21 protein-coding genes are annotated in these 25,819 nt (G+C 69.7%); 8 read left to right on the top strand and 13 right to left on the bottom strand.

Translation table 11 applies throughout. The features are described 5' to 3' along the window. Positions 1–11: 11 nt before the first annotated feature. Positions 12–725: a GntR family transcriptional regulator gene (locus tag ACSHT8_RS09720; protein WP_436499831.1), complete on the bottom strand. Its 714-nt coding sequence runs from the start codon at positions 723–725 to the stop codon at positions 12–14. Between the two features lie 83 nt (positions 726–808). Between ACSHT8_RS09720 and ACSHT8_RS09715 the strand changes: the two genes are divergently transcribed. The 4 genes from ACSHT8_RS09715 to ACSHT8_RS09700 are packed head-to-tail and all read left to right on the top strand — an operon-like array spanning position 809 to position 4,433. Beyond that, positions 809–1,681, top strand: a complete 873-nt coding sequence (locus ACSHT8_RS09715; RefSeq protein ID WP_436499829.1) for an SMP-30/gluconolactonase/LRE family protein — start codon at positions 809–811, stop codon at positions 1,679–1,681. Between the two features lie 3 nt (positions 1,682–1,684). Next, on the top strand, positions 1,685–2,635 hold the full coding sequence (locus ACSHT8_RS09710; protein ID WP_436499827.1) for a DUF4432 family protein: 951 nt from the start codon (positions 1,685–1,687) through the stop codon (positions 2,633–2,635). Further along, entirely contained in the window at positions 2,635–3,441 is an 807-nt protein-coding gene (locus ACSHT8_RS09705; protein WP_436499825.1) for an SDR family NAD(P)-dependent oxidoreductase, read from the top strand. Before ACSHT8_RS09710 ends, ACSHT8_RS09705 begins: the two co-directional genes overlap by 1 nt. Before the next feature lie 23 nt (positions 3,442–3,464). After that, positions 3,465–4,433, top strand: a complete 969-nt coding sequence (locus ACSHT8_RS09700) for a sugar kinase (protein ID WP_436499823.1) — start codon at positions 3,465–3,467, stop codon at positions 4,431–4,433. An 81-nt stretch (positions 4,434–4,514) separates the two neighbouring features. On the opposite strand, the gene ACSHT8_RS09695 is transcribed toward ACSHT8_RS09700, so the two are convergent. After that, positions 4,515–8,027, bottom strand: coding sequence for a S8 family serine peptidase (locus ACSHT8_RS09695; RefSeq protein WP_436499822.1), 3,513 nt, complete (start codon positions 8,025–8,027; stop codon positions 4,515–4,517). Between the two features lie 306 nt (positions 8,028–8,333). Here ACSHT8_RS09695 and ACSHT8_RS09690 point away from each other — a divergent pair, with 306 nt between their 5' ends. Next, on the top strand, positions 8,334–8,828 hold the full coding sequence (locus ACSHT8_RS09690; protein ID WP_436499820.1) for a winged helix-turn-helix domain-containing protein: 495 nt from the start codon (positions 8,334–8,336) through the stop codon (positions 8,826–8,828). Positions 8,829–8,856: 28 nt separating this feature from the next. Here ACSHT8_RS09690 and manA read toward each other — a convergent pair whose 3' ends face one another. The 4 genes from manA to mmsA form a co-directional block, all read right to left on the bottom strand. Next, positions 8,857–9,987: a mannose-6-phosphate isomerase, class I gene (gene manA / locus ACSHT8_RS09685; protein ID WP_436499818.1), complete on the bottom strand. Its 1,131-nt coding sequence runs from the start codon at positions 9,985–9,987 to the stop codon at positions 8,857–8,859. 67 nt (positions 9,988–10,054) lie between these two features. Further along, positions 10,055–11,167: a substrate-binding domain-containing protein gene (locus ACSHT8_RS09680; protein WP_436499816.1), complete on the bottom strand. Its 1,113-nt coding sequence runs from the start codon at positions 11,165–11,167 to the stop codon at positions 10,055–10,057. 80 nt (positions 11,168–11,247) lie between these two features. After that, positions 11,248–12,546 carry a multiple monosaccharide ABC transporter permease gene (gene mmsB, locus ACSHT8_RS09675; RefSeq protein ID WP_436499814.1) on the bottom strand — a complete coding sequence of 433 codons (1,299 nt, stop codon included), beginning with the start codon at positions 12,544–12,546 and terminating at the stop codon, positions 11,248–11,250. Next, positions 12,543–14,087 carry a multiple monosaccharide ABC transporter ATP-binding protein gene (gene mmsA, locus ACSHT8_RS09670; RefSeq protein ID WP_436499812.1) on the bottom strand — a complete coding sequence of 515 codons (1,545 nt, stop codon included), beginning with the start codon at positions 14,085–14,087 and terminating at the stop codon, positions 12,543–12,545. The genes mmsB and mmsA overlap by 4 nt, the downstream gene beginning before the upstream one ends. A 173-nt stretch (positions 14,088–14,260) precedes the next feature. Here mmsA and ACSHT8_RS09665 point away from each other — a divergent pair, with 173 nt between their 5' ends. From ACSHT8_RS09665 to ACSHT8_RS09655, 3 genes are all read left to right on the top strand, one after another. Next, a complete protein-coding gene (locus ACSHT8_RS09665) occupies positions 14,261–15,499 on the top strand; it encodes an ROK family transcriptional regulator (protein ID WP_436499811.1) in 1,239 nt (412 codons plus the stop codon). 20 nt (positions 15,500–15,519) lie between these two features. After that, positions 15,520–16,443: an ROK family protein gene (locus ACSHT8_RS09660; RefSeq protein ID WP_436499809.1), complete on the top strand. Its 924-nt coding sequence runs from the start codon at positions 15,520–15,522 to the stop codon at positions 16,441–16,443. Between the two features lie 164 nt (positions 16,444–16,607). After that, positions 16,608–18,065 carry a hypothetical protein gene (locus tag ACSHT8_RS09655; protein ID WP_436499807.1) on the top strand — a complete coding sequence of 486 codons (1,458 nt, stop codon included), beginning with the start codon at positions 16,608–16,610 and terminating at the stop codon, positions 18,063–18,065. Positions 18,066–18,577: 512 nt separating this feature from the next. Here the strand turns inward: ACSHT8_RS09655 and ACSHT8_RS09650 are convergent. From ACSHT8_RS09650 to ACSHT8_RS09620, 7 genes are read right to left on the bottom strand one after another with little or no spacing between them, the layout of a single operon-like run. Further along, a complete protein-coding gene (locus tag ACSHT8_RS09650; RefSeq protein ID WP_436499805.1) occupies positions 18,578–20,035 on the bottom strand; it encodes a hypothetical protein in 1,458 nt (485 codons plus the stop codon). A gap of 51 nt (positions 20,036–20,086) precedes the next feature. Beyond that, entirely contained in the window at positions 20,087–21,121 is a 1,035-nt protein-coding gene (locus tag ACSHT8_RS09645; RefSeq protein ID WP_436499803.1) for a mannonate dehydratase, read from the bottom strand. Next, a complete protein-coding gene (locus tag ACSHT8_RS09640; protein WP_436499801.1) occupies positions 21,118–21,969 on the bottom strand; it encodes a fumarylacetoacetate hydrolase family protein in 852 nt (283 codons plus the stop codon). The genes ACSHT8_RS09645 and ACSHT8_RS09640 overlap by 4 nt, the downstream gene beginning before the upstream one ends. A gap of 45 nt (positions 21,970–22,014) precedes the next feature. Beyond that, positions 22,015–22,749: an SDR family NAD(P)-dependent oxidoreductase gene (locus ACSHT8_RS09635; RefSeq protein ID WP_436499799.1), complete on the bottom strand. Its 735-nt coding sequence runs from the start codon at positions 22,747–22,749 to the stop codon at positions 22,015–22,017. Beyond that, positions 22,746–24,032: a phosphopyruvate hydratase gene (gene eno / locus ACSHT8_RS09630; RefSeq protein ID WP_436499797.1), complete on the bottom strand. Its 1,287-nt coding sequence runs from the start codon at positions 24,030–24,032 to the stop codon at positions 22,746–22,748. Before eno ends, ACSHT8_RS09635 begins: the two co-directional genes overlap by 4 nt. Beyond that, positions 24,029–25,033 carry a phosphotransferase gene (locus ACSHT8_RS09625; RefSeq protein ID WP_436499795.1) on the bottom strand — a complete coding sequence of 335 codons (1,005 nt, stop codon included), beginning with the start codon at positions 25,031–25,033 and terminating at the stop codon, positions 24,029–24,031. The genes eno and ACSHT8_RS09625 overlap by 4 nt, the downstream gene beginning before the upstream one ends. Further along, complete coding sequence (locus ACSHT8_RS09620; protein WP_436499793.1) at positions 25,030–25,734, bottom strand: GntR family transcriptional regulator; 705 nt, start codon at positions 25,732–25,734, stop codon at positions 25,030–25,032. Before ACSHT8_RS09620 ends, ACSHT8_RS09625 begins: the two co-directional genes overlap by 4 nt. Between the last annotated feature and the right edge of the window lie 85 nt (positions 25,735–25,819).

The following is a 25,819-nucleotide window of genomic DNA, read 5'->3' as shown; positions in this document are numbered from 1 at the left end:
GGGCAGGCAGGTCAGTCGGTGAACATGTCCGGGTGGGCTCGCCGCAGGTCGGGGCCGTACTTGAGCACGCGGCGCGCGTGCGCGCGGACGACCGCGCCGCCGCGCCGCGTGTCGCCCGCCTCCAGCGCGTCGGTGATCGCGGTGTGCTCGGCGATGAGGTCCGCCACGGTGCGCGGCTCGGGCAGGCTGCTGCGCCGCAGCCGGTCGAGTTGGAGCTTGACGGGCTGCATCGCGTGCCACGCGCCGCGGTAGCCCGCCATCTCGAAGATCTGTTCGTGGAAGGCCTCGTCGGCGGCGAAGAAGGCGTCGGTGTCGCCGCGGGAGTGCGCTCGCTCCTGTTCGGCCAGCAGCGCGCGCATCGGCGCGGTGTCCCGGACGGGGAGTTTGCACGCGAGCGAGTACGCGGCCATCTCCAAGTGCTCGCGGACGAACTGGGCCTGCCGCACGTCCTCGATGCTGATCCTCGCGACGTTGGTGCCTACCTGCGGCACCACGGTGACCAGCCCGTCGGTCACCAGCCGGGAGATGGCCTCGCGGACCGGCGTGCGGCTGACCCCGAGCTGGGCGGACAGTTCGGTCTCCGACAGCGTGGCACCCGGACGCATGCGAAGATCGCGGATCGCGTGGACCAACTCGTCGTAGACCCGGTCTGAGGTGCGGGCCCGGACGGAGTCCCGCACGATCGGTGCGAGGGCCGTCGCGGCGCCGTTCGGTCGTGAACTCATCGGGCAATTCTTGCATACTTGCCAGTAGGACACTTGTATGCAAGTCTCTGGCAATCGTCCCTGGCCACTGGAGCAACGCACGTATGGGAATGATCGAGAGGCTGGCGCAGCCCGACCTGCTCGTCCACGCGCTCGCCGACGTGGGTGAGGGCCCGGTCTGGGACGAGCGCCACGGCACGCTGTGCTGGGTGGACATCCTCGCCGGACTGCTGCACGAGACCGATCTGGCCACCGGCGCGCACACGACGGCCGAACTGGGCACCAGCGTGGGCGCGGCGGCGCCGCGCGCCTCCGCCGACGGGTTCGCCGTCGCCGTCGCGGACGGTTTCGGGTACTGGGTGGACGGTCGGCTGACCATCGCCGACCCGGTGCTGCCCGAGCCCTACCGGCGGATGAACGACGCCAAATGCGATTCGCGGGGCCGGATGTGGGCGGGCGGCACCCACCTGGACTTCGTCCCGGGGGCGGGCACCCTGCACAGGTGGGATGGTGGTGGCCCCAGCACGGTGCACGCCGACGGCCTCGCGCTGCCGAACGGACTCGGGTGGAGCCCCGATGACACGACGATGTACCTGATCGACAGCGTCGCCCAGCGGCTCATGCGGGCTCCGTTCGACCCCGACGACGGGCACGTCGGCGCCTTCACCGAATTGGCGACGGTCGATCCGGGGCTGCCCGACGGGTTGGCGGTGGACGCCGACGGCTTCCTCTGGGTGGCGGTGTGGGGCGGTGGCGAGGTACGCCGCTTCAGCCCGGCCGGTGACCTCGTCGCCGTGGTGCCGATGCCGGTCAGCCAGCCGTCGAGCTGCGCGTTCACCCCGGACGGCACCCTGGTCATCACCTCGGCGCGGCACGGGCTGACCGAGGACGAACTCGCCGGGGAACCCCTGGCCGGTTCGGTGTTCGCTCTCGCCACCACGACGCGCGGCGTCCCGGTCCACGCGTTCGCTGGGTGACCGATGGACAACCTCGTCAAGCTCGTCAGCGAGCACTTGGAACTCGACATCGATCCGGGTCGCGGGGCGGACATCCTCGCGCTGCGGCACCGCGCCAGCGGCGTCGACGTGCTGTTCAGCTCACCGTGGCGGCGCCGCGCCGACGCGGTCCGGGCGGGCGCGGCGCCGACGACGCACGACCCCTATGCCGGGTGGCTTGAGCGCTACCGCGGCGGCTGGCAGACGCTGTGTCCGAACGCGGGCGCGGCCCGGCTGGTGGCCGGGGCGCCGGTGGCCTTCCACGGCGAGGCGTCCGTCGTGGAATGGGAGGTGGTGTCGGCGGGCCCGGTCGAGGCGGACCTGCGCGCCGAGCTGTTCTCCGTGCCCGTGCGCGTCGATCGGAACGTGACCCTCAGCCCGGACGCACCGGTCGTGCAGGTCGTCGACACCGTCACGAATCTCAGTGATGTCCCGCTGGCCGTCGACTACGTCATCCACCCGGCCTTCGGTGGGCGGTTCCTCGACGGCGAGTGCGTGCTGCGGACCGGTGCGCGGCGGTTCACCGCCGACCCGGAGACCGAGGACAGCGTCGTGGCCCCAGGCTCGGCACACCCGTGGCCGCTGACGGCGGACGGACTCGACCTCGGCGCGGTTCCCCGGCCCGGCGAACGGCGGGTCCTGTTCGGCTGGCTGTCCGACTTCGACGGGCACTGGGCCAGTCTGACCAATGTGGACCTCGGGCTCGCTGTCCGCATCGAGTGGGACGGCACGCATCTGCCGTACGCGTGGCTGTGGCAGGAACTGAACTTCACGCCGGTGTTCCCCTGGTTCCGCCGCGCCAGGGTCGTGGCGGTCGAGCCGTCGAGCACGCAGACCAGCGGACCGGACCGGGCCACTGTCCTGCGCCTGGCCGCGAACCAGGCTGTTCGGATCCCGATGAGCGTCACGCTCGGCACCACCGAAGGAGCACGATGATGGGCGAGCACGACGGCAGGGTGGCCCTGGTCACCGGCGGGTCCAGCGGGATCGGCGCGGGCGCGGCGCTCGAACTGGCGCGGCAGGGCGCCGCGGTGGCCGTCCACGGCATCCAGCAGGCCGAGTGCGAGGAACTGGCCGACGCCATCCGAGCCGATGGCGGCTCGGCGATCGCGCTGTCCGGCCCGATTCAGGACCCGGCGACGTCGGCCCACGCCGTCGCGGCGACCATCGCGGCCTTCGGGCGGCTGGACACCCTGGTCACCTCGGCGGGCATCCAGCGCTACGGCGACACGGTCGCCACCACCGAGCAGCTGTGGGACGAGGTGATGGACGTCAACCTCAAGGGCGTGTTCCTCGCCGCCCATGCCGCGCTGCCGCACCTGCGGGAAAGCCCGGCGGGCAGCATCGTGATCGTCGCCTCGGTGCAGGCCACCGCGTCCCAGCCCAGCGTTGTCGCGTACACGGCGAGCAAAGGCGCCTTGGTGGCGATGGCCCGCGCGATGGCGGTCGACGAGGCGGCCTACGGCGTCCGCGTCAACTCGGTCAGCCCGGGTTCGGTGGACACGCCCATGCTGCGCGCCGCCGCGGCGCGGTTCTCCGACGGGAGCCCCGAGGCGATCGAACGGGTCATCGCCGACTGGGGGCTCGCCCACGTGCTGGGCCGCGTGGCCACCATGGCGGAGGTCGGCTCGGTGATCTCCTACCTCGCGAGTCCTCGCGCCGCATTCGTGACCGGCACCGACGTCCGGGTCGACGGCGGCATGCTCGCCCGGGTCGCCAACGCGCTTCCGGATCGGGCCTGACGGTGGACGAGACCTCCGATCCCGTGTCGTTCTCGCCAACCGGCGGCATCACCGGTGTCGCCGGCCCAGAACGGCCGCTCGTTCAGTGCGTCGGCGAGTGCATGCTGGAGATCGCGCGGGAATCCGCGGGCCGCGCGGCCATCGGGTACGCGGGCGACACCTACAACACCGCCGTGTACCTGCGCCGGGTCGCCGCCCACCTCGGTGCCGAGGTCGACGTCCGCTACCTCACCGGCCTGGGCGGCGACGCCGAGAGCGACCGCATGCGGGAATCCTGGCACGCCCAAGGCGTCGGTGACGACGCGCTGGTGGTCGTGGACCGCACCGTCGGCGCCTACCTGATCAGCACGGACTCGACAGGGGAGCGGTCCTTCACCTACTGGCGTGGCGCCTCGGCCGCGGCGCGGACGTTCGCCGACGCCGAGTGGATCAGTCACCTGCGCGGTGACCTCATCGTGCTGTCCGGGATCACCCTGCAGCTCACCAGCACCGAATCCAGGGCCGCCCTGGTCGCCCGGCTCGGCGAGCTGCGCGGGCAGGGCAGCGTCGTGGCCTTCGACAACAACTTCCGGTCCGGGGCCTGGCCCAGCGCCGACCATGCCCGCACCGCCATGGCCGAGCTGCTCGGGGTCACCGACATCGCCCTCGTGACGCTCGACGACGAGGTGGCGCTCGGCGCGGCCCACGACGTCGAGTCGTGCGGGAGCAGGCTGGAGCGGCTCGGCGTGCGCGAGGCGGTGATCAAGGTCGGCCCGGAGGGCGCTTGGGTCAACTCACGGGGTGTACTGACGCACGTGCCCACCGAGCCGGTGTCCGCTGTGGACACAACGGCGGCGGGCGACAGCTTCAATGGCGGCTACCTGGCCGCGCGCGTCGCGGGACTCTCCCCGGTCGACGCGGCCAAGACCGGCAACCGGCTGGCCGCGCGGGTCGTGTCCCGGCGCGGCGCGATCATCGACCATCGCGACATGCCTTTCGCTGAATCCGCGTAGGACCTGCCCATTGAAAGTGCGCGGCCCCGCGACTCCGGTGTGAGAGTCGCGGGGCCGCGGTTTCACTGGGCCGGTGTCCGATCAGGACACGTGGTCCGGGCGGTGCGTGATCCGCAGTGAGTTGATCACCGGGGGCAGCTTGCCCTTCTCCGCGGCGAGGTCGACCGCGATCGAACCGCCCTCGGGCACGGTCACCCAGAACTCATGGGAATCGGCCGTGAGCGAGCCGACCCGCGCGGCGATGTCGTAGTCCGGCAGTACCACCTTGCCGTTCACCGACACGTCGAACACGCGCCTGCCCGCGGGCAGATCAGCCTTGAGTTCGGCGAAGTCCAACCGCACCTGGTACGTGCCCTCGGGCAGGCTGTCGTAGCGGTAGCCACCCGCGCTTTCCCTCTGCGACTGGAACAACGCGTCGTCGGTGGTGCCCGCGATGGCCTTCTTCGTGGTCACCACCGGCCCGTTGGACAGGTAGCCGAAGCCCCCCGGCGTCCAAGCGGTGTCAGTCACCCACGTGTCACCCGCGCCGTCGACGAAACCGTTGCCACCCGAGTCGAGGCCGACCCGGAAGGCGGGGACGACCAGCGTGACCGGGAGGGTCAGCGTCGGCGTCCGGCCCGCGTTGGTGGTGACGGTGATCGACCCGGTGTGCACCCCCGGCCGCAACCCGTTCGGGTCAGTCCGGATGGTCAATTCCTGCGAAGCACCCGGCTTGACACCGACGCCTGCGCCGGGGACGGCCCACAGCCACGGCGCGTTGTCGGTCAACGTGAACTCCGCGCTCAGGAGGCCGGTGCTGTTGAGCGTCCGCGTCGCGGTGCGCAACTGGCCTTCCTGCGCGAGGAACGTGACCGGCGCGAGGTCCAACCCGACCCGCGACGTGTCCAGGACGAGGCCTGCGGTGGCCACGTCGCCGGTCGTGATCGTCACCTCGGACGTCCCGGTGACGTAGTTGTGCTTGCTCATCTCGAGTTGGTAGTCGCCGCCGAGCAGCCGCAGGCGGTAGGTACCGTCCGCGCCGGTCGTGGTCTTGTCGACCTCGACGCCGCCCTTCAGTGCCCGGATGGTGGCACCGGCGACGCCGAGACCGTCGTTGGAGTCGGTCGCCGCACCGGACACGACGCCGTTGGCAGGCGGTTTGAAGTGGATCGCCTGGTTGTCGGTGAGCGCGGACTGGTTCAGTGAGTACTGGAAGCCCACCGCGCCGGTCTGGTTCTCGATGCCGACGCTCACCGAGCTGCCGGTCTCCCTCGGGTTCGCCTGGTCCAGGTTGCGGTAGCGGAAGGCGATCTCGCCGTTCTCGAACAGCACGGCCTCGAAGTCGACCCTGGCGGTCGTCCCGAAGATGATGGTGTCGCGCCACTCGATCACGAACTGGCGGTTGGGCGCGGTGCCCAAGGTCTTCGACATCACCCGGCTGGTCGCGTCGAGCCTGAGGTCGTCCCAGAACGGGTAGATCGCCGCGTTCGGCACGTTCGAGCTCGGGATGGGCGTGTTGGACAGCGCGGTGGGGGCGGGTGCCAGGAAGTTGACGTGACCGTTGGTCCCCACGTGCGCCTGGCTGTAGGTGCGGCCGTAGAACCAGAACTCGAACGGCAGCGGAACCACGGTGGCGGCGTCGTCACCGGTCAGGCTGATCGGCGTGTCACCCTCCACATAGGAGGGACCCTCGATGAAGCACGAGAAGCCGAAGGAGTCCTTCCGGGTGGGCAGCGTGATGTCGGCGGTCTCGTCGCCGTCCACGGTCACGTCGAGGTCCAGTGGGTGGTTGCAGCTGCCCGCGGACGCGTTGATCCGGTACTGGCCCTCCGGGATGTTCGGCACCGCGTAGGCGCCGTCAGCTCCGGTCACGACCGGCGCGAGCGGGGTATTGGCCACGGCGACGGTCGAGCCCGTGACCGGAGAACCGTCGCTGCCGCGGACGACACCTCGAAGGGTGTGTCTGCGGGCGGGAGTGAGCGCGGCGTCGCGAGTGGTCTCCTGGCCCTCGGTCACCGTGATGACCGCGGTGGTGGCCGCGAAGCCGAACGCCGAGACGGTCAGCGAGTAGTCGCCGACCGGGATCGCGCTCGTGTACCGGCCTGCCGCGTTCGTGGTCACCGTGCGGTCGCGCTCCCCGTCGGCGAACACCTTGGCCCCGGCGATCGGCGCTCCGGTGGCCGCGTTGGTGACCGTGCCCGACATGGTGCCCATCGGGCCGCGTGGGCTGTTGTCGACGGCGGCGAGGACGTCGAGCTTGCCCTCGCCGAAGACGTTGTTGTTCGCCGCGGTTCCGCCACAGGCCAGGTTCGCGGTGTCGACCGCGGTGCCGTTGAGCAGCGCCTCGGTCGCGGCGATGTCACCGATCAGGGCGGGCGCGGCCGACCAGATCAGCGCGATGGAGCCGGAGGTGTGTGGCGCCGCCATGGACGTGCCGCTTTGTGATCCGTAGCCGTTTCCCGGAACCGAGGACCGGACCGAGACACCGGGAGCGGCGAGGTTGGGTTTGATCGTCCCGTTCACGCCGGGGCCGCGGCTGGAGAACGACGCGATGGCGCCGTTCACATCGAACGCGCCGGACGCGTAGGAGTTGGGGTAGACGCCGGGCGCGCCGGACGTGCTGCAGGCGGGGCCCGCGTTGCCGTTGGAGAACGACGGGAAGATCCCGGCCGCGCGCCACGCCTGGACGGTCGCCTGGTACCACGGGTCGGCTGATGTGCCGCCCCACGAGTTGTTCACCACGTGCGGACGCAGCTCCGGGCGCGGGTTCGCGCCGGTGAGGTCGGTCGGTGCGAGCATCCACTGGCCCGCGGCCAGCAGCCCCTCGGTGGTGCAGTTCGATGCCGGGCAACCCTTGGCGGCGATGAACTTCGCGCCAGGGGCCACGCCGATCTGGTTCGCGCCGTCGGAGCCGACCATGGTGCCCATCGTGTGGGTGCCATGGCTGTGGTTGTCACACGGGGTCGCGGTCGGGCAGGCGCGCGCCGGGTCGTACCAGTTGTAGTTGTGATCGACACCGCCCGCGGCGTTGCCGCGGTATTTGCCGATGAGCGCGGGGTGGTCCCACTGCACGCCGGTGTCGATGTCGCCGACGACGATGCCTTCGCCTCGGGTGCCGTACGTGGCCCACACGTCGTCGGCGTTGATCGCCGCGATGCCCCATTCGACGGCGTCGACCGCCGGGACCTCCGGTGCGGGCGCGTCGGTGGGAACCTCGTAGGTCCGGCTCGCGAGGATCGAGGTGACCTCGGCCTTGCCCGCGAGGCGTTCGGCGAGCGCGGCGGTGCCGCCGTGGACGTGGATGGTGTTGGCGGCGAAGTAGGAGGTGAAGTCGACGCCCGCGGCGGTGAGCTCGGCCTTCACGCCCGCCTGGCTGGAGTCGGCGGTGTGCCGAAGGGCGTCGAGGACGGCCTGGCCGCGCTGTCCCCAGTCGGTGATCCGCGACGCGGCGGAGAGGTCGGCCTGGTCGGAGAGCATCACCCAGAAGTCGGTGCTGTCCTTGTTCTCCAGCGCTTCGCTGACAGTGCTTTCGATCTTGGTGCTGGACGCGGGGCCTGCCGCGGCCGGGGTGGTGAGCGTCGCCGCGCCGGTGAAGGCGGTCGCCGTCGCGATCATCAGCGACAACCAGGCACGTGGGCGCGCGGGTCTGTTGGACTGCGATAACACTGGAGCTCCCGTTCAGCGCGGCGAGCAGGAGGTGGCCGCGCGTCACCACGAGTAGCCGATCGGTGACTTCCCGTGTACCGAACGTTGCCGGATTCGGTGGCGCCGCGGAAGGCTCCGCACGCGGGCGGATCTGGTCACTCGCCGGTCGAACCCGATCGGCGGGTGTCCAACCCGGGCACGCGCTGTAGCGTTTGGTTATCGGTTGAACAAACTATTGGGGGCGCCGTGATGGGTACTTCGAAGGTGCTTGGCGCGGTGGACGGGCCAGTGGTGATCTGCGTGGGCGTGCCTGCCGAACGCCTGACGGCGGTGGCCGAGGCGGCCGGGGTCCCGGTCGTGTTCCTGCCGGACGCCGACGCGCTGCGCGCCGGGCTCGACGAGATCGGGACCGGCGCCCGCCGAGTGGTCGAGTGCGGCAAACTCCGGCTCGACGCCGACCTGCGCGAGCTGACCTGGTGTGGTCGCCCGGTGCCCATATCCGCCCGGGAGTTCGACCTGTTGTTCGCGCTGGCGAACAGCCCCGGCCGGGTCTGGACATTCGCCGAGCTGACCAACAAGGTCTGGGGCCGGGCCTACGTCGGCGACGCCCAAGCCGTCGTCTCCGCCGTCAAACGCCTGCGGCGGGCGCTGCGGGAGAACGCGTCCGGGGTTCGGGTGGAAGCGGTGCGCGGAGTCGGCTACCGGGTGGTCGTCGGTGATCCGACGAGTCGGCACGATGACTGGCCGTGGCGCAAGGGGACTGGCGGGTGACGACGCTGTCACCCGGTTCCGGCGGTGGTCAGGACGGAACGGCGGCGCGGAAGACCAGTCCGGTCCCGTTGACACGTAGCGGGCCGCCCGCCGCGGGGATGAACAGTGCCTCGCCCCGCCGCAGCGGCTCGTGGGCCGACCCGCGTTCGACGGTCACTTCGCCCTCGACGCACAGCAACGCGCCCGGGCCGGGGGCGGCGACCTCCACGGACCGGCTGATCCGGCTGAGCTGGAACTGGGTCGCCGGGGTGGGGAACAGCTCCTCGCCGTTCGGCTGTGCGACCGGCAGCACCAGCTCGGGCTCCGACGGCGCGAAGTCGGTGACGGTGCGCAGTTCCGCGCGGTCGATGTGTTTGCTGGTGAGGCCGCCGCGCAGGACGTTGTCGGAGTTGGCCATGATCTCCACACCGGTGCCGCGCAGGTAGGCGTGGATGGTGCGGGGGCGGGCGAAGAGCGCCTCCCCGGGTGCCAGGGTCACCAGGTTCATCAGCAGCGCGGTGACGACGCCGGGGTCGTCCGGGTACTGCTCGGCGAGTCGCCTGGCCCAGACCAGTTCCGGGGCGTCGCCGGTGCTCGCGCGCACCTCGTCGACCAGTGCGGCCCGGTCCTCCCGCGGCCACACGCCCAGCAGGATGAACGCGGTCTCGGGCCCGCCCGCCAGGGCTTCGGCCACCCGGCGCAGACGCGCGCCGCCGGTAGAGGTCAGCAGGGCGGCGGCCTTCTCGGGCTCGGCGAACCCGCACAGCGCGTCGAACGGGGTGAGTGCGTAGAGGAGTTCGGGTTTGGGCCAGGAGTCGTGGTAGTTGCGCTTCGGGTCGCCCGGCGCGAGTCCGGTCAGCTCGTCCCGCGCGAACCCGTCGCGGGCCTGGGAGTCGTCCGGGTGCACCTGGATCGAGAGCGGGCGCTCGACGGCGAGGACCTTCAGCAGGAACGGGAGCCGGTCGGCGCCGCCGATCGTCGCGGGCGGGTCGTCGGCGATCGTCGCCAGCAGGGACGCGCCGGAGGGCAGGATCGACGGTGCCGACGGATGCGCGCCGATCCACAGCTCGGCCTCGGGAACCGCGGCCGGGCTCGGCCTGCCGAGCAGTTCGGCGAGCACGGTGTGCGAGCCCCAGTCGTAGGTACGTATCGGGTTGTCCAAACGGAACAGTTCGTTCATCTTCGCCTCGGGAAAGACGTCGCGCGCCCCAGATGTGTCTGAGGCGCGCGACGAAGGGTGTGTGCGTCTACTTGGTGAGCGGGGCCAGCTTCGGGTCGTTGGCGTACGCCTCGGCCGCGTTGGCCTTGGTCACGATGACCGGCGGCAGCAGGAAGGACGGGACGACCTTGATGCCGTTGTCGTAGGTCTTGGTGTCGTTGACCTCCGGCGTGCCACCGGTCTGCAGCGCCTTGACCATCTTGATGGTCTCCGCGACGAGCTTGCGGGTGTCCTTGTTGATGGTGGAGTACTGCTCGCCAGCCATGATCGACTTGACCGACTCGACCTCGGAGTCCTGACCGGTGACGACGGGCAGCGGCTTGCCCGCGCCCTTGACGGAGGTGAGGATCGCGCGGGCGAGGGTGTCGTTCGGCGAGAGCACGCCGTCGAGGGTCTTGCCGGTGGTGTAGGTCGAGGTCAGCAGCGAGTCCATGCGCTGCTGGGCGCCTTCGGCCTTCCAGCCCTGGATGGCGGTCTGCTTGACGTCGGACTGGCCGGAGCCGACCACGACGTCACCCTTGTCGATGGCGGGCTTCAGGACATCCATGGCGCCGTTGAAGAACACCGCGGAGTTGTTGTCGTCCGGCGAGCCGGAGAACAGCTCGATGGTCCACGGGCCGGTGGCCTTCTTGGCCTTCATGCCGTCGAGCAGGGCCTGGCCCTGCAGCTGGCCGACCTTGAAGTTGTCGAACGCGATGTAGTAGTCGACGTCCGGGGTGTTGGTGATGAGCCGGTCGTAGGCGATGACGACCGCGCCGGACTCCTTGGCCTGCTTCACCTGGGTCGACAGCTGCGCGGCGTCGGTGGCGCCGATGACGATGACCTTGGCGCCCTTGGTGACCATGGCCGAGATCTGGCCCTGCTGGTCGGCGACGGTGGTCGACGCGCCCGCGTACTGCACGTCGGACTTGAAGCCCGCTTCCTTGAGCCCGTTGGTGAACAGGTCGCCTGCGAGGACCCAGTTCTCCGAGGTCTTGGACGGCAGGGCGACACCGATCAGTGCGTCGGCGGCGAAGCCCTTGGCGGGGGCGTTGCCGCCGCCGGTCGAGCCGTCGCGTTCGCTGGAGCCGCAGGCTGTGGCGCCGAGGGCCAGTACCGCGACGGCACCGACCGCGACTGCCTTGGTGAAGAGGTTGCGCATTGTGGATTACCTTTCTTGGGCTACCGCGGGAGGCACGTCCTGCGGGAGGCGTCCGCCGGAGCGGGCGTGTTGGGGGTGGGTCAGCTGACGGCCGGGGCCTTGTCGCTGTCGCTGGGGGAGCCGGTCGGGGCCGCGGTGGGTGCGGGCTCATCGCGGCGGAATGGTCGGGTGATCGAGCCGATGACCGAGAACCGGCCCTGACTCTTGTTGTAGACGTCGAGCGCGACGGCGAGCAGCAGCACCAGGCCCTTGATGATCTGGACCAGGTCCACGCCGACACCCATGAGCTGAAGACCGTTGTTGAGCAGCGCCATGACCAGGCCACCGACGATGGAGCCGCTGATCGTGCCCAGGCCGCCGGAGACCGCGGCCCCGCCGATGAACACCGCCGCGATCGCGTCGAGTTCCCAGCTGAGCCCGTCCTGCGGGCCGGAGGCGGCGGACCGGGCCACGAAGATCATGCCCGCCAGGGCGGCGAGGACGCCCATGTTCGTCATGACGAAGAAGTTGACCCGCTTGAGCTTCACACCGGACAGCTCGGCGGCGCGGGCGTTGCCGCCGACCGCGTAGATGTGCCTGCCGCCAACGGTGTTGCGGGTGTAGAAGGAGTACAGCAGCACCAGGGCGCCCAGGATGATGCCCGAGACCGGGAAGCTGGTGCCGACCCGGCCGCCCGCGAAGCGCAGGGTGGCGAAGATGATGACGCCCACCATGATGGCGAGCCGGATACCGGAGATCCACAGCGGCGACGGCTCCGCGCCCATCTCCAGCCGCGTGCGCCGGGCACTCCACTCCCGCCACGCGACCGCGACGCAGGCGGCGAGCCCGAGCAGCAGGGTCAGGTTGTTGTAGCCGGTGCTGGGGCCGACCTCGGGCAGGTAGCCCGCGCCGATCGCGCGGAAGCCCTCCGGGACCGGGACGGTGTCGGCGTTGCCGATGAACTGGTTGCCGCCGCGGAAGAGCAGCATGCCCGCGAGCGTGACGATGAACGCGGGGACGCCGATGTAGGCGACCCAGAAGCCCTGCCACGCGCCGATGAGCGCGCCGCACACCAGGCCGAGCAGGATCGCCAGCGGCCACGGCAGGTCGAACTCCTTCATCGCCTTGGCGACGATGATCCCGACGAACGCGGCGACGGACCCGACCGACAGGTCGATGTGCCCGGCGACGATCACCATCAGCATGCCGATGGCCAGGATCAGGATGTAGGAGTACTGGCTGACGACCGCGATCAGGTTGCCCGAGGTCAGGGTGAGGCCGTCGGTCAGGATCTGGAACAGCAGGATGATCGCCACCAGGGTGAAGATCATGCCGAACTGGCGGCTGGCGGAGGCGTTGCCTCCGAAGAGGTTCTTCTTGAGGTCTTCGTATCCGCTCATGACACCGACAGTTTCTTGGTAGTGGTCATCTGCTTCATGAGGAGTTCGGGGTCGGCGTCAGCACGCGCGACCTCCCCGGTGATGTTCCCCTCGAACACGGTGTAGATCCGGTCGCACAAACCGATCAGCTCCGGCAGCTCCGAGGAGATGACGACGACTCCCCGGCCCTGCTCGGCGAGGCGGTGGATGATCCCGTAGATCTCGAACTTGGCGCCGACGTCGATGCCGCGCGTCGGCTCGTCGAGGATCAGCAGGTCCGGGTCGGTGAACATCCACTTGGCCAGCACGACCTTCTGCTGGTTGCCGCCGGAGAGCTTGGCGACGCCCTCGTCGACCGTCGGGGTCTTGATCCGCAGGTCCTTGCGGTACTGCTCGGCCACCTTGTGCTCGGCGACCTTGTCCACCACACCGCGTTTGGCGACCTTGGCGGGCTTCGCCGCCACGATGGAGGTCTTGATGTCGTCGAGCAGGTTGAGTCCGACCGCCTTGCGGTCCTCGCTGACGTAGGCCAGGCCGTTCGCGATCGCGTCGGAGACCGACCGCAGATGGATCTCCTTGCCGTCCTTGAAGACCTGACCGCCCAGCCACACCCCGTAGGACCGGCCGAACAGGCTCATCGCCAGCTCGGTGCGCCCGGCGCCCATCAGGCCCGCGAAGCCGACGACCTCGCCGCGGCGGACGTTGAAGCTGGAGCCCTTGCAGACCAGACGCTCGGTGGAGATCGGGTGGCGCACGGTCCAGTCGCGGACCTCGAAGAACACCTCGCCGATGTTCGGGGTGTAGTCGGGGAAGCGGCTGCCGAGTTCGCGGCCGACCATGCCGCGCACGATGCGGTCCTCGTTCACCCCGTCGGCCTTGATGTCGAGGGTCTCGATGGTGCGTCCGTCGCGCAGGATGGTGATGGAGTCGGCGATCGCCTCGATCTCGTTGAGCTTGTGCGAGATGATGATCGAGGTGATGCCCTGCCGCTTGAACTCGCGCAGCAGGTCGAGCAGGTGCCGGGAGTCGGCCTCGTTGAGCGCGGCGGTCGGCTCGTCGAGGATCAGCAGCTTGACGTCCTTGGCGAAGGCCTTGGCGATCTCGATGAGCTGCTGCTTGCCGACGCCGATGTCCTTGATGAGGGTGTCGGGGTCCTCCTTGAGGCCCACCTGCTTCATCAGCTCGACGACTCGGCGCTGGGCGGCCTTCCAGTCGATGGCGCCGCGCTTGCGGGGCTCGTTGCCGAGGAAGACGTTCTCGGTGATCGACATGCCGGGAACCAGCGCGAGTTCCTGGTGGATGATCACGATGCCCGCGTGCTCGCTGGCCCGGATGTCGCCGAAGCGGACCTCCTCGCCGCGGTAGAAGATGTCGCCGCTGTAGTCGCCGTGCGGGTAGACCCCGCTGAGCACCTTCATCAGCGTCGACTTGCCCGCGCCGTTCTCACCGCAGATCGCGTGGATCTCGCCCTCGTTCACCACCAGGTTGACCTCGGCCAGGGCTTTCACGCCGGGGAAGGTCTTGGTGATCGAGCGCATCTCGAGCAAGACCGGGGCGCTCATGGCCCACCTGCGGCGAAGTGTGGTGTTGGCATATCCGTCTCCGGGGTCCGGTGTTGCGGCTAGATGTGTCGCCGGTTACAGCGGTGTGTGGCGAGGACTGTAAATCCAATTGATTTACTTAGTCAACCGTTTGCGGCAGAATGATGCCGAACAGCGAGCTGGAAGGGTCTTCGATGCGGCAAGCAGGCACGAATCTGCCCAAGGTGGGGCGGTACAACCAGGCCGTGGTGCTCGAGCAGATCCAGCGCGCCGACGGCATCAGCAGGCTGGAGATCGCCGAGCACACGGGCCTGACCCCGCAGGCGGTGTCCGGGATCGTGCGCAGGCTGATCGATGAGGGCATCGTCAGGGAGGACGGGGCCAGCCGGGTGAACGCCGCCGGGAAACCCCGCGTCACTTTGCGGATCAACGCCGACGCGGGCCGCACGGTCGGCATTCACTTCGACCCGGCCGAACTCGCGTGTGTCGTGGTGGACCTGCTCGGGCGGCCGCTGGCCACCCTGCGGGCGCCGACGCCCGCGAGCCTCGACCCCGACGACGTCGTCGCGGCGATGGCGGGCCTCGTCGAGGACGTGCTCAGGGCCGCCGATGTGCCGCGCGAGCTCGTGCTGGGCATCGGGTTGGCCAGTCCCGGTCCGATCGACCAAGAGCGCGGCATGGTGGTCTCGCCGCCCAAACTGGCGCACTGGACCCGCGTGCCGATCAAGCAGATGCTGAGCGAGGCCACCGGCCTGCCCGTGACGCTGGACAACGACTCCACCGCGGCGGCGATCGGCGAGCGGTGGGCGGGCGCCGGGCGCAGCGTCGCGAACTTCGCGTACTTCTTCTTCGGCACCGGAATCGGCGGCGGTCTGGTGCTCAACCAGCAGGTCTACCGGGGTGGATCGTTCAACGCCGCCGAGTTCGGCCACATGTCGGTGCAGCCGGACGGCCTGGAGTGCTACTGCGGCAACCGTGGCTGTCTGGAGACCGTCGTGAGCCCGGCGGCGGTCGTCGCCGAGGCGCAGCGCAGGCTCAGCGCGGGTGGCGCGAGCGTGCTGGCCGAGCGGTTCCGCGCCGACCCGGCCTCGGTCGACAACGCCGCGATCCGCGACGCGGCGGCACAGGGCGATCCCCTGGCCACGGGCGTTCTCGAGCAGGCGGCCCGGCATGTCGCGACGGCGGTCGTCAACGTCGTCAATGTGACCGACGTGGACCTCGTCGTCCTCGGCGGCCATGGCATTCGGCACGTCGAACAACTCTACGTCGACTTCGCCCAGCAAGCCGTAGCCACTCGGGTGATGTCCAGGCATATCCGGGTGGTTGAAGTGGCGCTTTCGCCACTCGGTGCCGACGCCGCCGTCGTGGGCGGCGCGGCGCTCGTGCTGCACAGCACCTACTCGCCGCAGCTGTCGTCGCTCCTCGAGCACTGATCACAGGGAAAGGGAGACAAATGGGCCAGGAAGTCGTGCTCGCGGTGGACATCGGGGGCACCAAGCTCGCCGCGGGCCTGGTCGACGCGGAAGGTCAGGTACAAGGGCACGCCGAGGTCGCCACCCCCGCCGACGGATCGCTGCTCGACAGCGCGCTGCGCGGGCTGCTCACCTCCGTGTTGGGAGATGTGACGCCCCGAGCGGTCGGACTGGCGTGCGCGGGGCCGGTGGACCCGCTGGCGGGCACGGTGAGTCCGGTGAACATCGCGGCCTGGCGGGACTTCCCGCTCGTCGATCAGGTCAGCGACATCGTGCCCGACGTGCCGGTCACCCTTGTGGGTGATGCGATCGCCGCCGCCGTCGGCGAGCACTGGCGCGGCGCCGGGCAGGGCACCGCCTCGATGCTCGGCATTGTGGTGTCCACGGGCGTCGGCGGCGGCCTGGTGCTCGGCGGGCTGGCCTATCCGGGTCCCAGTGGCAACGCGGGGCATGTCGGCCACGTGGTGGCGGATCCGGCCGGACCACTTTGTGTGTGCGGCGCGACCGGATGCGTCGAGGCGTACGCAAGCGGCCCGTCGATGGTCGGCTGGGCCCGCGAACAGGGTTGGACCGGGTCCACCGCCCAAGCCCTGGCCGCCGACGCGGCCCGTGGCGACGCCGTGGCCGTCGCCGCGTTCGACCGCGGCACCCGGGCGCTGGCGCGCGGCATCATCGACACCGCGACCCTGTGCGACGTCGACCGGGTCGTCATCGGCGGGGGAGTGGCGGCGGCGGGCCCGGTGCTGTTCGAGCCGCTGCGGCGGCATCTGGCCAACTCGGCCACCCTCAGTTTCGTGCGGCGTGTGACTGTCGAACCGGCCGCGCTGGGGCGCCACAGCGGCCTGCTCGGGGCTGCCCGCACCGCCTTCCTGGCTCCGGACCCTGTGACCGCGCTGCGCCCCTGACTGGCTACGCAACGCGCTGATCAGCGGAAACTCTGTCGGAAACGGGCTCGACACGGGGTTGACACAATAAGACAAAACGTTTTACTGTCACCTCCGTCACATGGAACTTGGATACAAGTGGCCTAGTTGCCCAGGAGTATTCACTCCCAGTTCAAGGAGTCGCGATGTCGCGCAGGGTCAGTCGTCGTCAGTTCAATCGGGTCGGGCTACGCCTGGCCGTCGCCGCCGTGTCGGTGTCCGTGGCGTCGGTTCTCGTGACCGTCCCCGCCAACGCCGCGGCGCAGGATGTCGTGCCGATCGACTTCACCACGCTGGTGAAGCCCACGGACGCGGTCAGCGTCCAGGTGGCCACGATCCTGAAGAACACGAACAAGTTCGCGGTGACGACGTGGTGGAACACCACCAAGGACTTCGACGCGCAGACCGGCACCTACCTGGACTTCGGCGGGACCGGCGAGAACAACATCCGGCCAGGGGCCGCGCAGGTGTTCGGCCTGGCCACGTCGCTGCGGCTGGGTGTGTACGACGCGGCGCAGACCGGCGTGCCCGTGGCCACCGCCGAGGCGATGACGGTCAAGCTGATCAGGTCGCTGGCGTACCGGCACAAGGTCAACACCACCGGCGGCTGGGGCGACCACTGGCAGTCGGCGCACTGGGCGGCGTTCGCGGGCACCGCGGGCTGGATCTTCTGGGACAAGCTTTCGGTGACGGACCGCGAGTACGTGCGCAAGATGGTCGAGTACGAGGCCAACCGGTACAACAACTACAACCCCGCCTACTACCGCAATGTCGACGGCACCTACGCGTCCCCCGGTGACACCAAGGCCGAGGAGATCGCCTGGAACAACACCGTGCTCGCGCTCGCCGCGTCGATGATGCCGAACCACGCCAACAAGGCGACGTGGATGAAGCAGGTCGTCGCACTGTCGCTGAAGGCCAACTCGCGGCCGTCGGACGTCGGCACGGGCGCGGACGCGTGGAAGACCGTCAACGGCTTCAAGCTGGGTTCCATGACCGGCTCCAACGTCAACCAGGACGGCACCGTCGTCAACCACGACCGCATTCACCCCGACTACATGGAGTCCTTCGCGATCAACCTCAGCGGCGCCCTGACCCTCGCACTGTCCAAGCAGGACACTCCCTACGCGGTGAGGCGCAGCTACGACCGCATGTACGACTCGCTGGTCGATCAGAACCACGTCGCGGGCACCATGCCGTACACCGACCCGAAGATGGCGGGCAAGACGCTCAACGCGCCGGGCGGCAAGGTCTATGCGAACAACACCGTCACCTCGCCCACCGACAACAGCGACATCTACTACCCCATGCCCAACGACTGGGGCAGCTCCCGGCGCATGCAGTTCGCCACCATGGACGTCTTCGCCGACGCCTTCAAGGAAGACGGCCTGGTCACCGTGAAGGGCGCCACCTGGGCGACCCAGCACCTGACCAAGGTGCAGAAGATGCAGGAGCGGTCGACCGACCGCCGTACCTACATCGGCGCGGGTGAGGACTACTACCCGGGCCGCGAGGAGTGGGTCTCCCACCACGCCGCGTGGGCCTACCTCGCGAAGGTCGTCACCGTCAACGGCCTCTACAAGATCACTCAGGCCGCCTACTAGGTCGCACGGACCTGGCAGGCACCGAGCGGGTCGCCGATCCCTGTCTCCCTTCACCGGGGTCGGCGACCCGCCGGGGAGAAGTCAGCCGGATTGCCGACGCCCCCGCGGGCGTCGGCAATTCGGCGTGTGCGGTTCGTGGCCGACTGGTCAGTGGTCAACGCTTATCGCGCTGAGGGCGTGTCGGGGTGGTGGCCGCGAGCCTGGCGGAACCAGCCGAGCAACTGCAAGGCCGGACACGGTCAGTCGCGCCGTGGAGGCGGGCGCGGCGCGGCGAACACACCCGTCGTGTGCGGTTTGTGCAGTCAATGGCGTTCCTGGACGACGAAGGGCTGGGCCACCGGGAGGTGGCCCAGCCCTTCGTCGTCGTTGCCGTTGTCAAGCGACCAGCGTGCCTCCCGCGATCTCGGCGGTGTTCGGCACTCGCGTCGGCGACTCACCGGGGCAGTCAAGGCCCGGTGTGCCCGCGCCGCGAAGTGAAGGGGTCCGGGTATCAGTCCCGGACCCCCGTATCACTAGTAGGCGGCGGATGTGACTTTGTAGAGGCTGCTGGCGGTGACGATCCGGGACCAGTAGGCCCACGCGGCGTGATGGGAGATCCACTCCTCCGCGCCCGCGTAGCTGAACTCGGTGGCGTTGGCGAACGTGTGGCGGTCGGCGTGGCGCTCCTGCTGCTTCTGGACCTTGGTGAGGTGCGCGTTGGCCCAGACGTCGGCCTTCACGCTGGCCAGGTCGTCCTCGTTGAAGCTGTCGGCGAAGACATCCATGGTCGCGTAGTTCATCCGGTGAGCGGTGCCCCAGTCGTTGCCCATGGGGTAGTAGATGTCGCTGGTGTCGTTCGGGTCGGTGACGGTGCTGCTCGCGTAGATCTTTCCGCCCGGCGCGTTGAGCGTCTTGCCCGCCATCTTCGGGTCGGTGTACGGCATGGTTCCGGGGACGAAGCTCTTGTCGACGAGTGTGTCGTACATGTTGTTGTAGGCGCGGCGCATCGCGTAAGGTGTGTCCTGTTTGGACAGCGCGAGGGTGAGCGCGCCGCTGAGGTTGATCGCGAAGGACTCCATGTAGTCGGGGTGGATCTTGTCGTGGTTGACGACGGTGCCGTCCTGGTTGACGTTGGAGCCGGTCATGGAGCCCAGCTTGAAGCCGTTGAGGGTCTTCCACGCGTCCGCGCCGGTGCCGACGTCGGAGGGTCGGGAGTTGGCCTTGTACGACAGGGCGACGACCTGCTTCATCCACGTCGCCTTGTTGGCGTGGTTGGGCATCATCGACGCGGCCAGCGCGACGATGGTGTTGTTCCAGGCGACTTCCTCGGCCTTGGTGTCTCCGGGGTGGTTGTAGGTGCCGTTGACCGCGCGGTAGTAGGTCGGGTTGTAGTTGTTGAACCGGTTGGCCTCGTACTCGACCATCTTGCGCACGTACTCGCGGTCCGTCACCGAAAGCTTGTCCCACATGATCCAGCCCGCGGTGCCCGCCATCGCGGCCCAGTGCGCCGACTGCCAGTGGTCGCCCCAGCCGCCGGTGGTGTTGACCTTGTGCCGGTACGCCAGTGACTTGATCAGCTTGACGGTGATCGCCTCGGCGTCGGCGACGCTGACCCCGGTCTGCGTCGCGCTGTACACCCCCATGCGCAACGCCGTGGCCAGGCCGTACGCCTGTGCCCCTGGGTGCCGGATCTGGTGTTCCCCGGTGCCTGCGAAGTCCAGGTAGGCGCCGGTCTGCGCGTCGAAGTTCTTCTTCGTGTTCCACCAGGTCGTCACGGCGTACTGGTTGGTGTTCAGCAGGATCGTGGCCACCTTGGTGGTGATCGCGTCGGTCGGCTTCACCAGCGCGGCGAAGTCGATCGGCACGACGTCACTCGCGGCGGCACTGGCAGGGGCGGCGACCGTGACCGAGACCGCGGACACCGCGACGGCCGCCGCGACGAGGCGCAAACCGACACGGCCTGCCTTGCGGCGATTGACATTGCTGGGCACAGGTACTCCTTGGGGGCTGGAGATGCAGGGGAACAGCCACTATCGGTGTACTTACTCGATGCCCAGGGCGTTGAACACGCCCTGGAGGTAGCCGATGGCGTGGGCGCGGCCGCGGCTGCAGTACGCCTCGGGGGAGATGTCCATCCACGTGTCGGGATCGCCGACCATGGCGGGAACGTGGTCGTCGATGATGAAGCCGTCGAACCCGACCGACTGGAGTCGGCGGATGACTCGGGCGGGGTTGTAGTTGCCCTCACCCAGGAAGCACTCCTTGAACGCCGGGACGGTGCCCTGTACGTCGCGGAAGTGCACGTAGAAGATGGCGCCCGCCGCGCCGAGGGTGTCGATGACCTCGTTGACCGACTCCTCGCCCGCCATCTCCGAGACCGTGCCGAGGCAGAAGTTCAGACCCCAGGACGGGCTGTTCCCTGCCTGCTCACGGGCCCGCAGCAGCGACGCGGGGGAGATGAAGATGCGCGCGGCCCCGCCGAGCGGCGCGTCGACCGGCGGGTCATCGGGGTGCAGCGCCAGCCGCACGCCGTGTTCCTCTGCCACCGGCAGCACCGCGTCGAGGAAGTACTTGTGGTTGGCCCACATCTGCTCGGCGGTGATGAACTCGGTGAACGGCTCCGACGGCGCGAGCCGGTAGCCCTCCAGCGCGTTGCCCTTGTCGATGTCGGCGAGGTCGAACGAGGTGACCATCGAGTCGCCGCGACCGCGGTCGAGCATGTTGGTGCGCCAGACGAACGACGGGAGGAAGTTGTAGCCGAGCATCCTGACGTCGACCGCGGCCAGGTTGGCGATCGTCTTTCGGTAGTTGTCGATCTGCTCGTCGCGGCCGGGAAGTCCACGTTGGACCTTCCAGAAGTGGGCCAGCGGGACGTTCTCCACCCCGTCGATCCGCAGGCCGTCGCGGTCACAGCGCTCGCGCATGGCCCGCAGTTCCGACATCGACCAGTGGCCGTCGTCGCCGGGGAGCAGGTTGGGCGTGTGGAACTGGACGCCGGTCAGGCCGAGCTGGTGGGCGAACTTGGCCACGCGGTCGTCGTAGACGTCGATGTGGCCGAGGGACAGTCGCATGCTCATCGCCCCTTCACCTGCTGCCGCTGCCTGCCGAGGCCGTCGATCTCCAGGTCCATGACGTCTCCGTCTCGCAGGTAGGGGAAGCGCCCGCCGACGGCGACGCCTTCCGGCGTGCCGGTGTTGATCAGGTCGCCCGGTTCGAGGACGGTGACCTGGCTGAGCTGGTGGACCAGCTCGGCGACGGAGAAGATCATGTCCTTGGTGGTGGAGTGCTGGCGTGCGCCGCCGTTGACAAACGAGCGCAGTCCCAGCGCCTGCGGGTCGCCGACCTCGTCGGGAGTGACGAGCCACGGCCCCAGGGGGTTGAAGGTCTCGCAGCTCTTGCCCTTGGACCACTGACCGCCGCTGATCTCCAGCTGGAGGTGTCGTTCCGACACGTCGTTGGAGATGGCGTACCCGGCGATGTGGTCCGCGGCCTCGGCGGCCGACCCCAGATAGCTCGCGCGACGGCCGATCACGACGGCGAGTTCCACCTCCCAGTCGGTCTTCACCGATCCGGGCGGGAGCAGGACGTCGTCGTCGGGGCCGACCACGGTGTTGGGCGCCTTGTAGAACATGACCGGGTGCTCCGGTGGTTCGGAACCGCCCTCGGCGGCGTGGGCGGCGTAGTTCATGCCGACGCACAGCACCACGCCCGGCCGGGCGATCGGCGCGCCTACGCGCTCGCCGCCGAGTTCGACGCGGGGCAGCGTTCCCGCCTCGACGGCGGCACGGGCGCGGTCCAGTCCGTCGGCGGCGAAGAACGCGGCGTCGATGTCGGCGGTCAGGCCGCGAAGGTCGAGGTGGTGGCCCTCGGTGGTGAGGACTACGGGTATTTCGGCGCCGGGTGCGCCGATGCGCATGAGCCGCATCTGGAGGTTCCTTATGAGATGTCGATTGCCGTGGAAAGGGGAGCGTCAGCCTGCTTTGAGACCTCCGTCGATGACGAGTTCGGTGCCGGTCATGAACGCCGCGTCGTCGGAGGCCAGGTAGAGCGCTGCGGCGGCGACCTCCCGCGGCGTGCCCAGGCGTCCCATCGGCTGCCTGGCGACCAGCCCCGCTCGCGCCTGCCCGGGGTCCTCCGCCGCGTCGATGAGACGGGCGACCCAGGGCGAGTCGACGGTGCCGGGGCACACGCAGTTGGCGCGGACGCCCGTGCCCGCGTACTGGACGGCGACCTGGCGGGTGAACGCGATGACGGCGCCCTTGCTCGCGCAGTAGGCCGCCCGGTCCTTGAGCCCGACCTGCCCGGCGACGGAGGCGGTGTTGACGATGGCGCCGCGCCCCTGCGCCAGCATGGCGGGCAGCGCGTACTTGGTGCCGAGGAAGACGCCGCGGGTGTTGACCGCGAACGTGCGGTCCCAGTCGTCGACGGTGCAGGACACCGGGTCGCTGGTCGACGCGACCCCCGCGTTGTTGCACACGACGTCCAGCCTTCCGCTGGACAGCGCCAACTGGACGGCCCCGGCCACCGAACTCGGATCGGTGACGTCGACCCGCACCCCGATCGTGCCGTCGGGCACCGTGTCCACGACCAGGTCACCGGCGAACACGGTGGCGCCCTCGGCGTGGAACTGGCGGGCCATCTCGAAGCCGATGCCGGACGCGGCACCGGTCACGAAGACGGTTCGCCCGGTGAACCTGCTGGTCATGGGTACTCCTTCGGGATCTGTCCGCCGTGCCATGGGCCTGCGAACGTGGTGTTCTCGGTGGCTTCCAGCCGCAGCAGCCGGTTCCACTTGGCGGTGCGCTCCGACCGGTGCGTGGAGCCGACCTTGATCTGGCCCGCGCGCCACCCCACCGCGAGGTCGGCGAGCCAGTCGTCCTCGGTCTCCCCGGAGCGGGCCGACACCACGGTCGAGTAGCCGCCGCGGCGCGCGAGGTCGGCGACGGCCTTGGCGCCCGAGAGCAGGCCGTTCTGGTTGACCTTCACCAGGACCGAGTTCGCGATCCCGGTGTCGATGCCGCGGGTGAGCCGGTCGGTGGAGGTGACGAACAGGTCGTCGCCGATCAGCTGGACCCGGTCGCCGAGGGCGGTGGTGGCGGCCTGCCAGCCGGGCCAGTCGTCCTCGGCGAGCACATCCTCCAGCGAGGCGATCGGATAGTTCGCGCACCAGTCGACGAGCTCGCCGATCAGCTCGTCGGCACACAGGTCGCGGTCTTCGCAGGCCAGGCGGTAGCGCCCGTCCGTGTGGAACTGGGTCGCGGCGACGTCGACGGCGATGGCGGCGTCGACGCCTGGGGCGAGCCCGGCCGCGCTGATGGCGTCGGTGAGCAGGTTCAGGGCGGCCCGGTTGCTCGGCAGCGGGACGCCGACGCCGCCCTCGTCGGCCACGAGCACCGCCTGCGGGAATCCGCGCCGCACGGCCAGTCGGGTCGCCGCCGTCCGGACTGCCCCGGCCCATTCGATGGCCTGGGCGAAGCTCGTGGCGCCGACCGGGATGACGAGGAAGTCCTGGACGTCGAGCATCGCCCCGGCGTGCGCGCCGCCGGAGAGCACGTTGACCATCGGCATGGGCAGCAGCAAGGGCCTGTCGTCACCGGTGAGCCGCCGCGCCAGGCTGGTCCCGGCCGCCGCCGCGTCCGCACGGGCCGCCGCGATCGACACGGCCAGCACGGCGTTGGCGCCGAGCTTCGCGAAACCGGGGGAGGGATCGGCGGCGGTGAGCGCCTCGTCGACGTCCACCGGAGCCAAACCGACCAAGGTCTGCCCCAACTCGATCACGTTGGCCACCGCGCGGCGCACGCCCCGGCCGAAGTAACGCGGTTCGCCGTCGCGGAGCTCCACCGCCTCGTGCGAGCCCGCCGACGCCCCGGCGGGGGCCATCGCCACGCCCTCGCTGCCGTCGCTGAGCCCGACCCGCGCGGCGACCGTGGGGTGGCCCCGCGAATCCAGCGCCTCCCAGGCTTGGACAGTTCTGATGGTCACACTCACGCGATCTCCTGAATTCGCTGCCAGACAGTGCCGATCCGCGCCTGGTCGGACAACGCCTCCAGGGCGATCCGACGCACCGATTCCGCGGTCGCGGGGTCGAGATAGGACGCGGGGGACAGGCCGTCGACCCGGGCGAGCAGCAGACAGGCGACATGGGTGCCGAGCCCCCGCTCGCCGTCCTCGGCCGCGTCGCCCGCGCTCCCCTGGTACGACCAGAGGAAGACCGCCGCGGCCAGGGCGATCTCCTCCGCCCTGGCGGGCTGGTGCAGCGCTTTGAGCGCGAGATGGGTCTGGAAGAACGCCACGTCGAACACCGGTGCGCCCATCCTGGCCACCTCGAAGTCGAGCACCATCAGCCCGTCCGCGCCGACCAGCACGTTCTTCGGGGAGTAGTCGCCGTGGACCAGGCAGTGCCGGGTGTCGCGCAACTCCTCGGCGCAGAGTTCGATGGTCTTGGCGACCTTGGGATGCAGTTCGGCCACGACCCGGTGGAACGGGTCCAGCCGGAGCTGCTCGAACGCCTCGTCGTCGCCGAACCGCTCGGCGACCTGGGCGTCATGCCAGGTGCGGTGGTGCCAGGTGCCCAACAGCCTGCCCAGGCGCGCGGCGGTGGACCAGATGCCCTGGGTGGGGTCGGCGACCTCGCCCATCAGCACGTCTTTCCAGCTCACCCAGTCCGCTGGGGCCGCCGTCATCACCAGGGTGTGGTGGCTCGGGTCGGCCGCACGCAGGCTCGGGACCTCGCGGGGGCTGTACCCGGACAGCAGCTCGATCGCCGCCGCCTCGGTCATGGCCCGCTCGGGCTTGGCCGTCCAGTCGGCCTCGACGAGCAGTTTGCCGAGGGTGCGCTTGACGACGAGCCGGGTGCCCGCGGCCTCGACCAGCACGGTCTCGGCCGAGACGCCGCCGGTGAGCCGGTGCGCGCGGACGGGGGTTCCCGTCTTGAGGTGGCCGCCCGCGATGAGGTAGTCGACGACGCCGTCGAGTTCGCCCGCGGTCACGAGGTGAACACCTCCGGGTGGATACCGCGCAGCGTGGGCCCGTAATCGAGCACGCGCCGGGCATGCCCGCGCAGCGCCTCGACCCCGCTCGGGATGTCGCGGGCCTCCAACGCGTCCACAATCATCGTGTGCTCGGCGATCAGCTCGGCCACGGTGTCCGCCTCGGGCAGGCTCAGCCGCCGAAGCCGGTCGAGCTGCACCTTCACCGACTGCATCGCGCGCCAGGCGCCGGGGTACCCGCTGATCGCGAAGATCCGCTCGTGGAAGGTCTCGTCGGCGGCGAAGAACGCGTCGACGTCGTGGCTCGCGTGGGCCAGCTCCTGCCGGGCGAGCGATTCGCGCAGCGCCGAGATGTCGGGGGACAGTCCGCAGGCGACGGTGAACGCGGCCACCTCGAGGTGCTCGCGCACGAACTGGGCCTGCACGACATCGCCGAGGCTGATCAGCGCGACCCGGGTTCCCACCTGGGGCACGACCGTGACGAGCCCGTTCTCGGCCAGCCTGGCGATCGCCTCGCGCAGCGGTGTCCGGCTGACATGCAGCTGCGCGGCCAACTCCGTCTCGGACAGCGACGCGCCGGGCGGCAGGCGCAGGTCGCGGATCGCCGCGGCGAGTTGGTCGTAGACCCGGTCCGACGTGCGGGCACGGATCGGCGTGCGCTCGACGGGCGGGAGTTCCGCCGGGAGATGTGTCGCTGGCATGAACGCATCGTTGCAGGACGCACACTTGTATGCAAGTATCCGTCCAATCGCAGTTGCCCCCTCAGGAGATGGTTATGGTGATTGG

This window comes from Actinokineospora sp. HUAS TT18 (genome assembly GCF_051364635.1).
Lineage (GTDB): Bacteria > Actinomycetota > Actinomycetes > Mycobacteriales > Pseudonocardiaceae > Actinokineospora.
The sequence above is the reverse complement of the archived record's forward strand: the minus strand, read 5'-3'. Positions and strand labels throughout refer to the sequence as shown.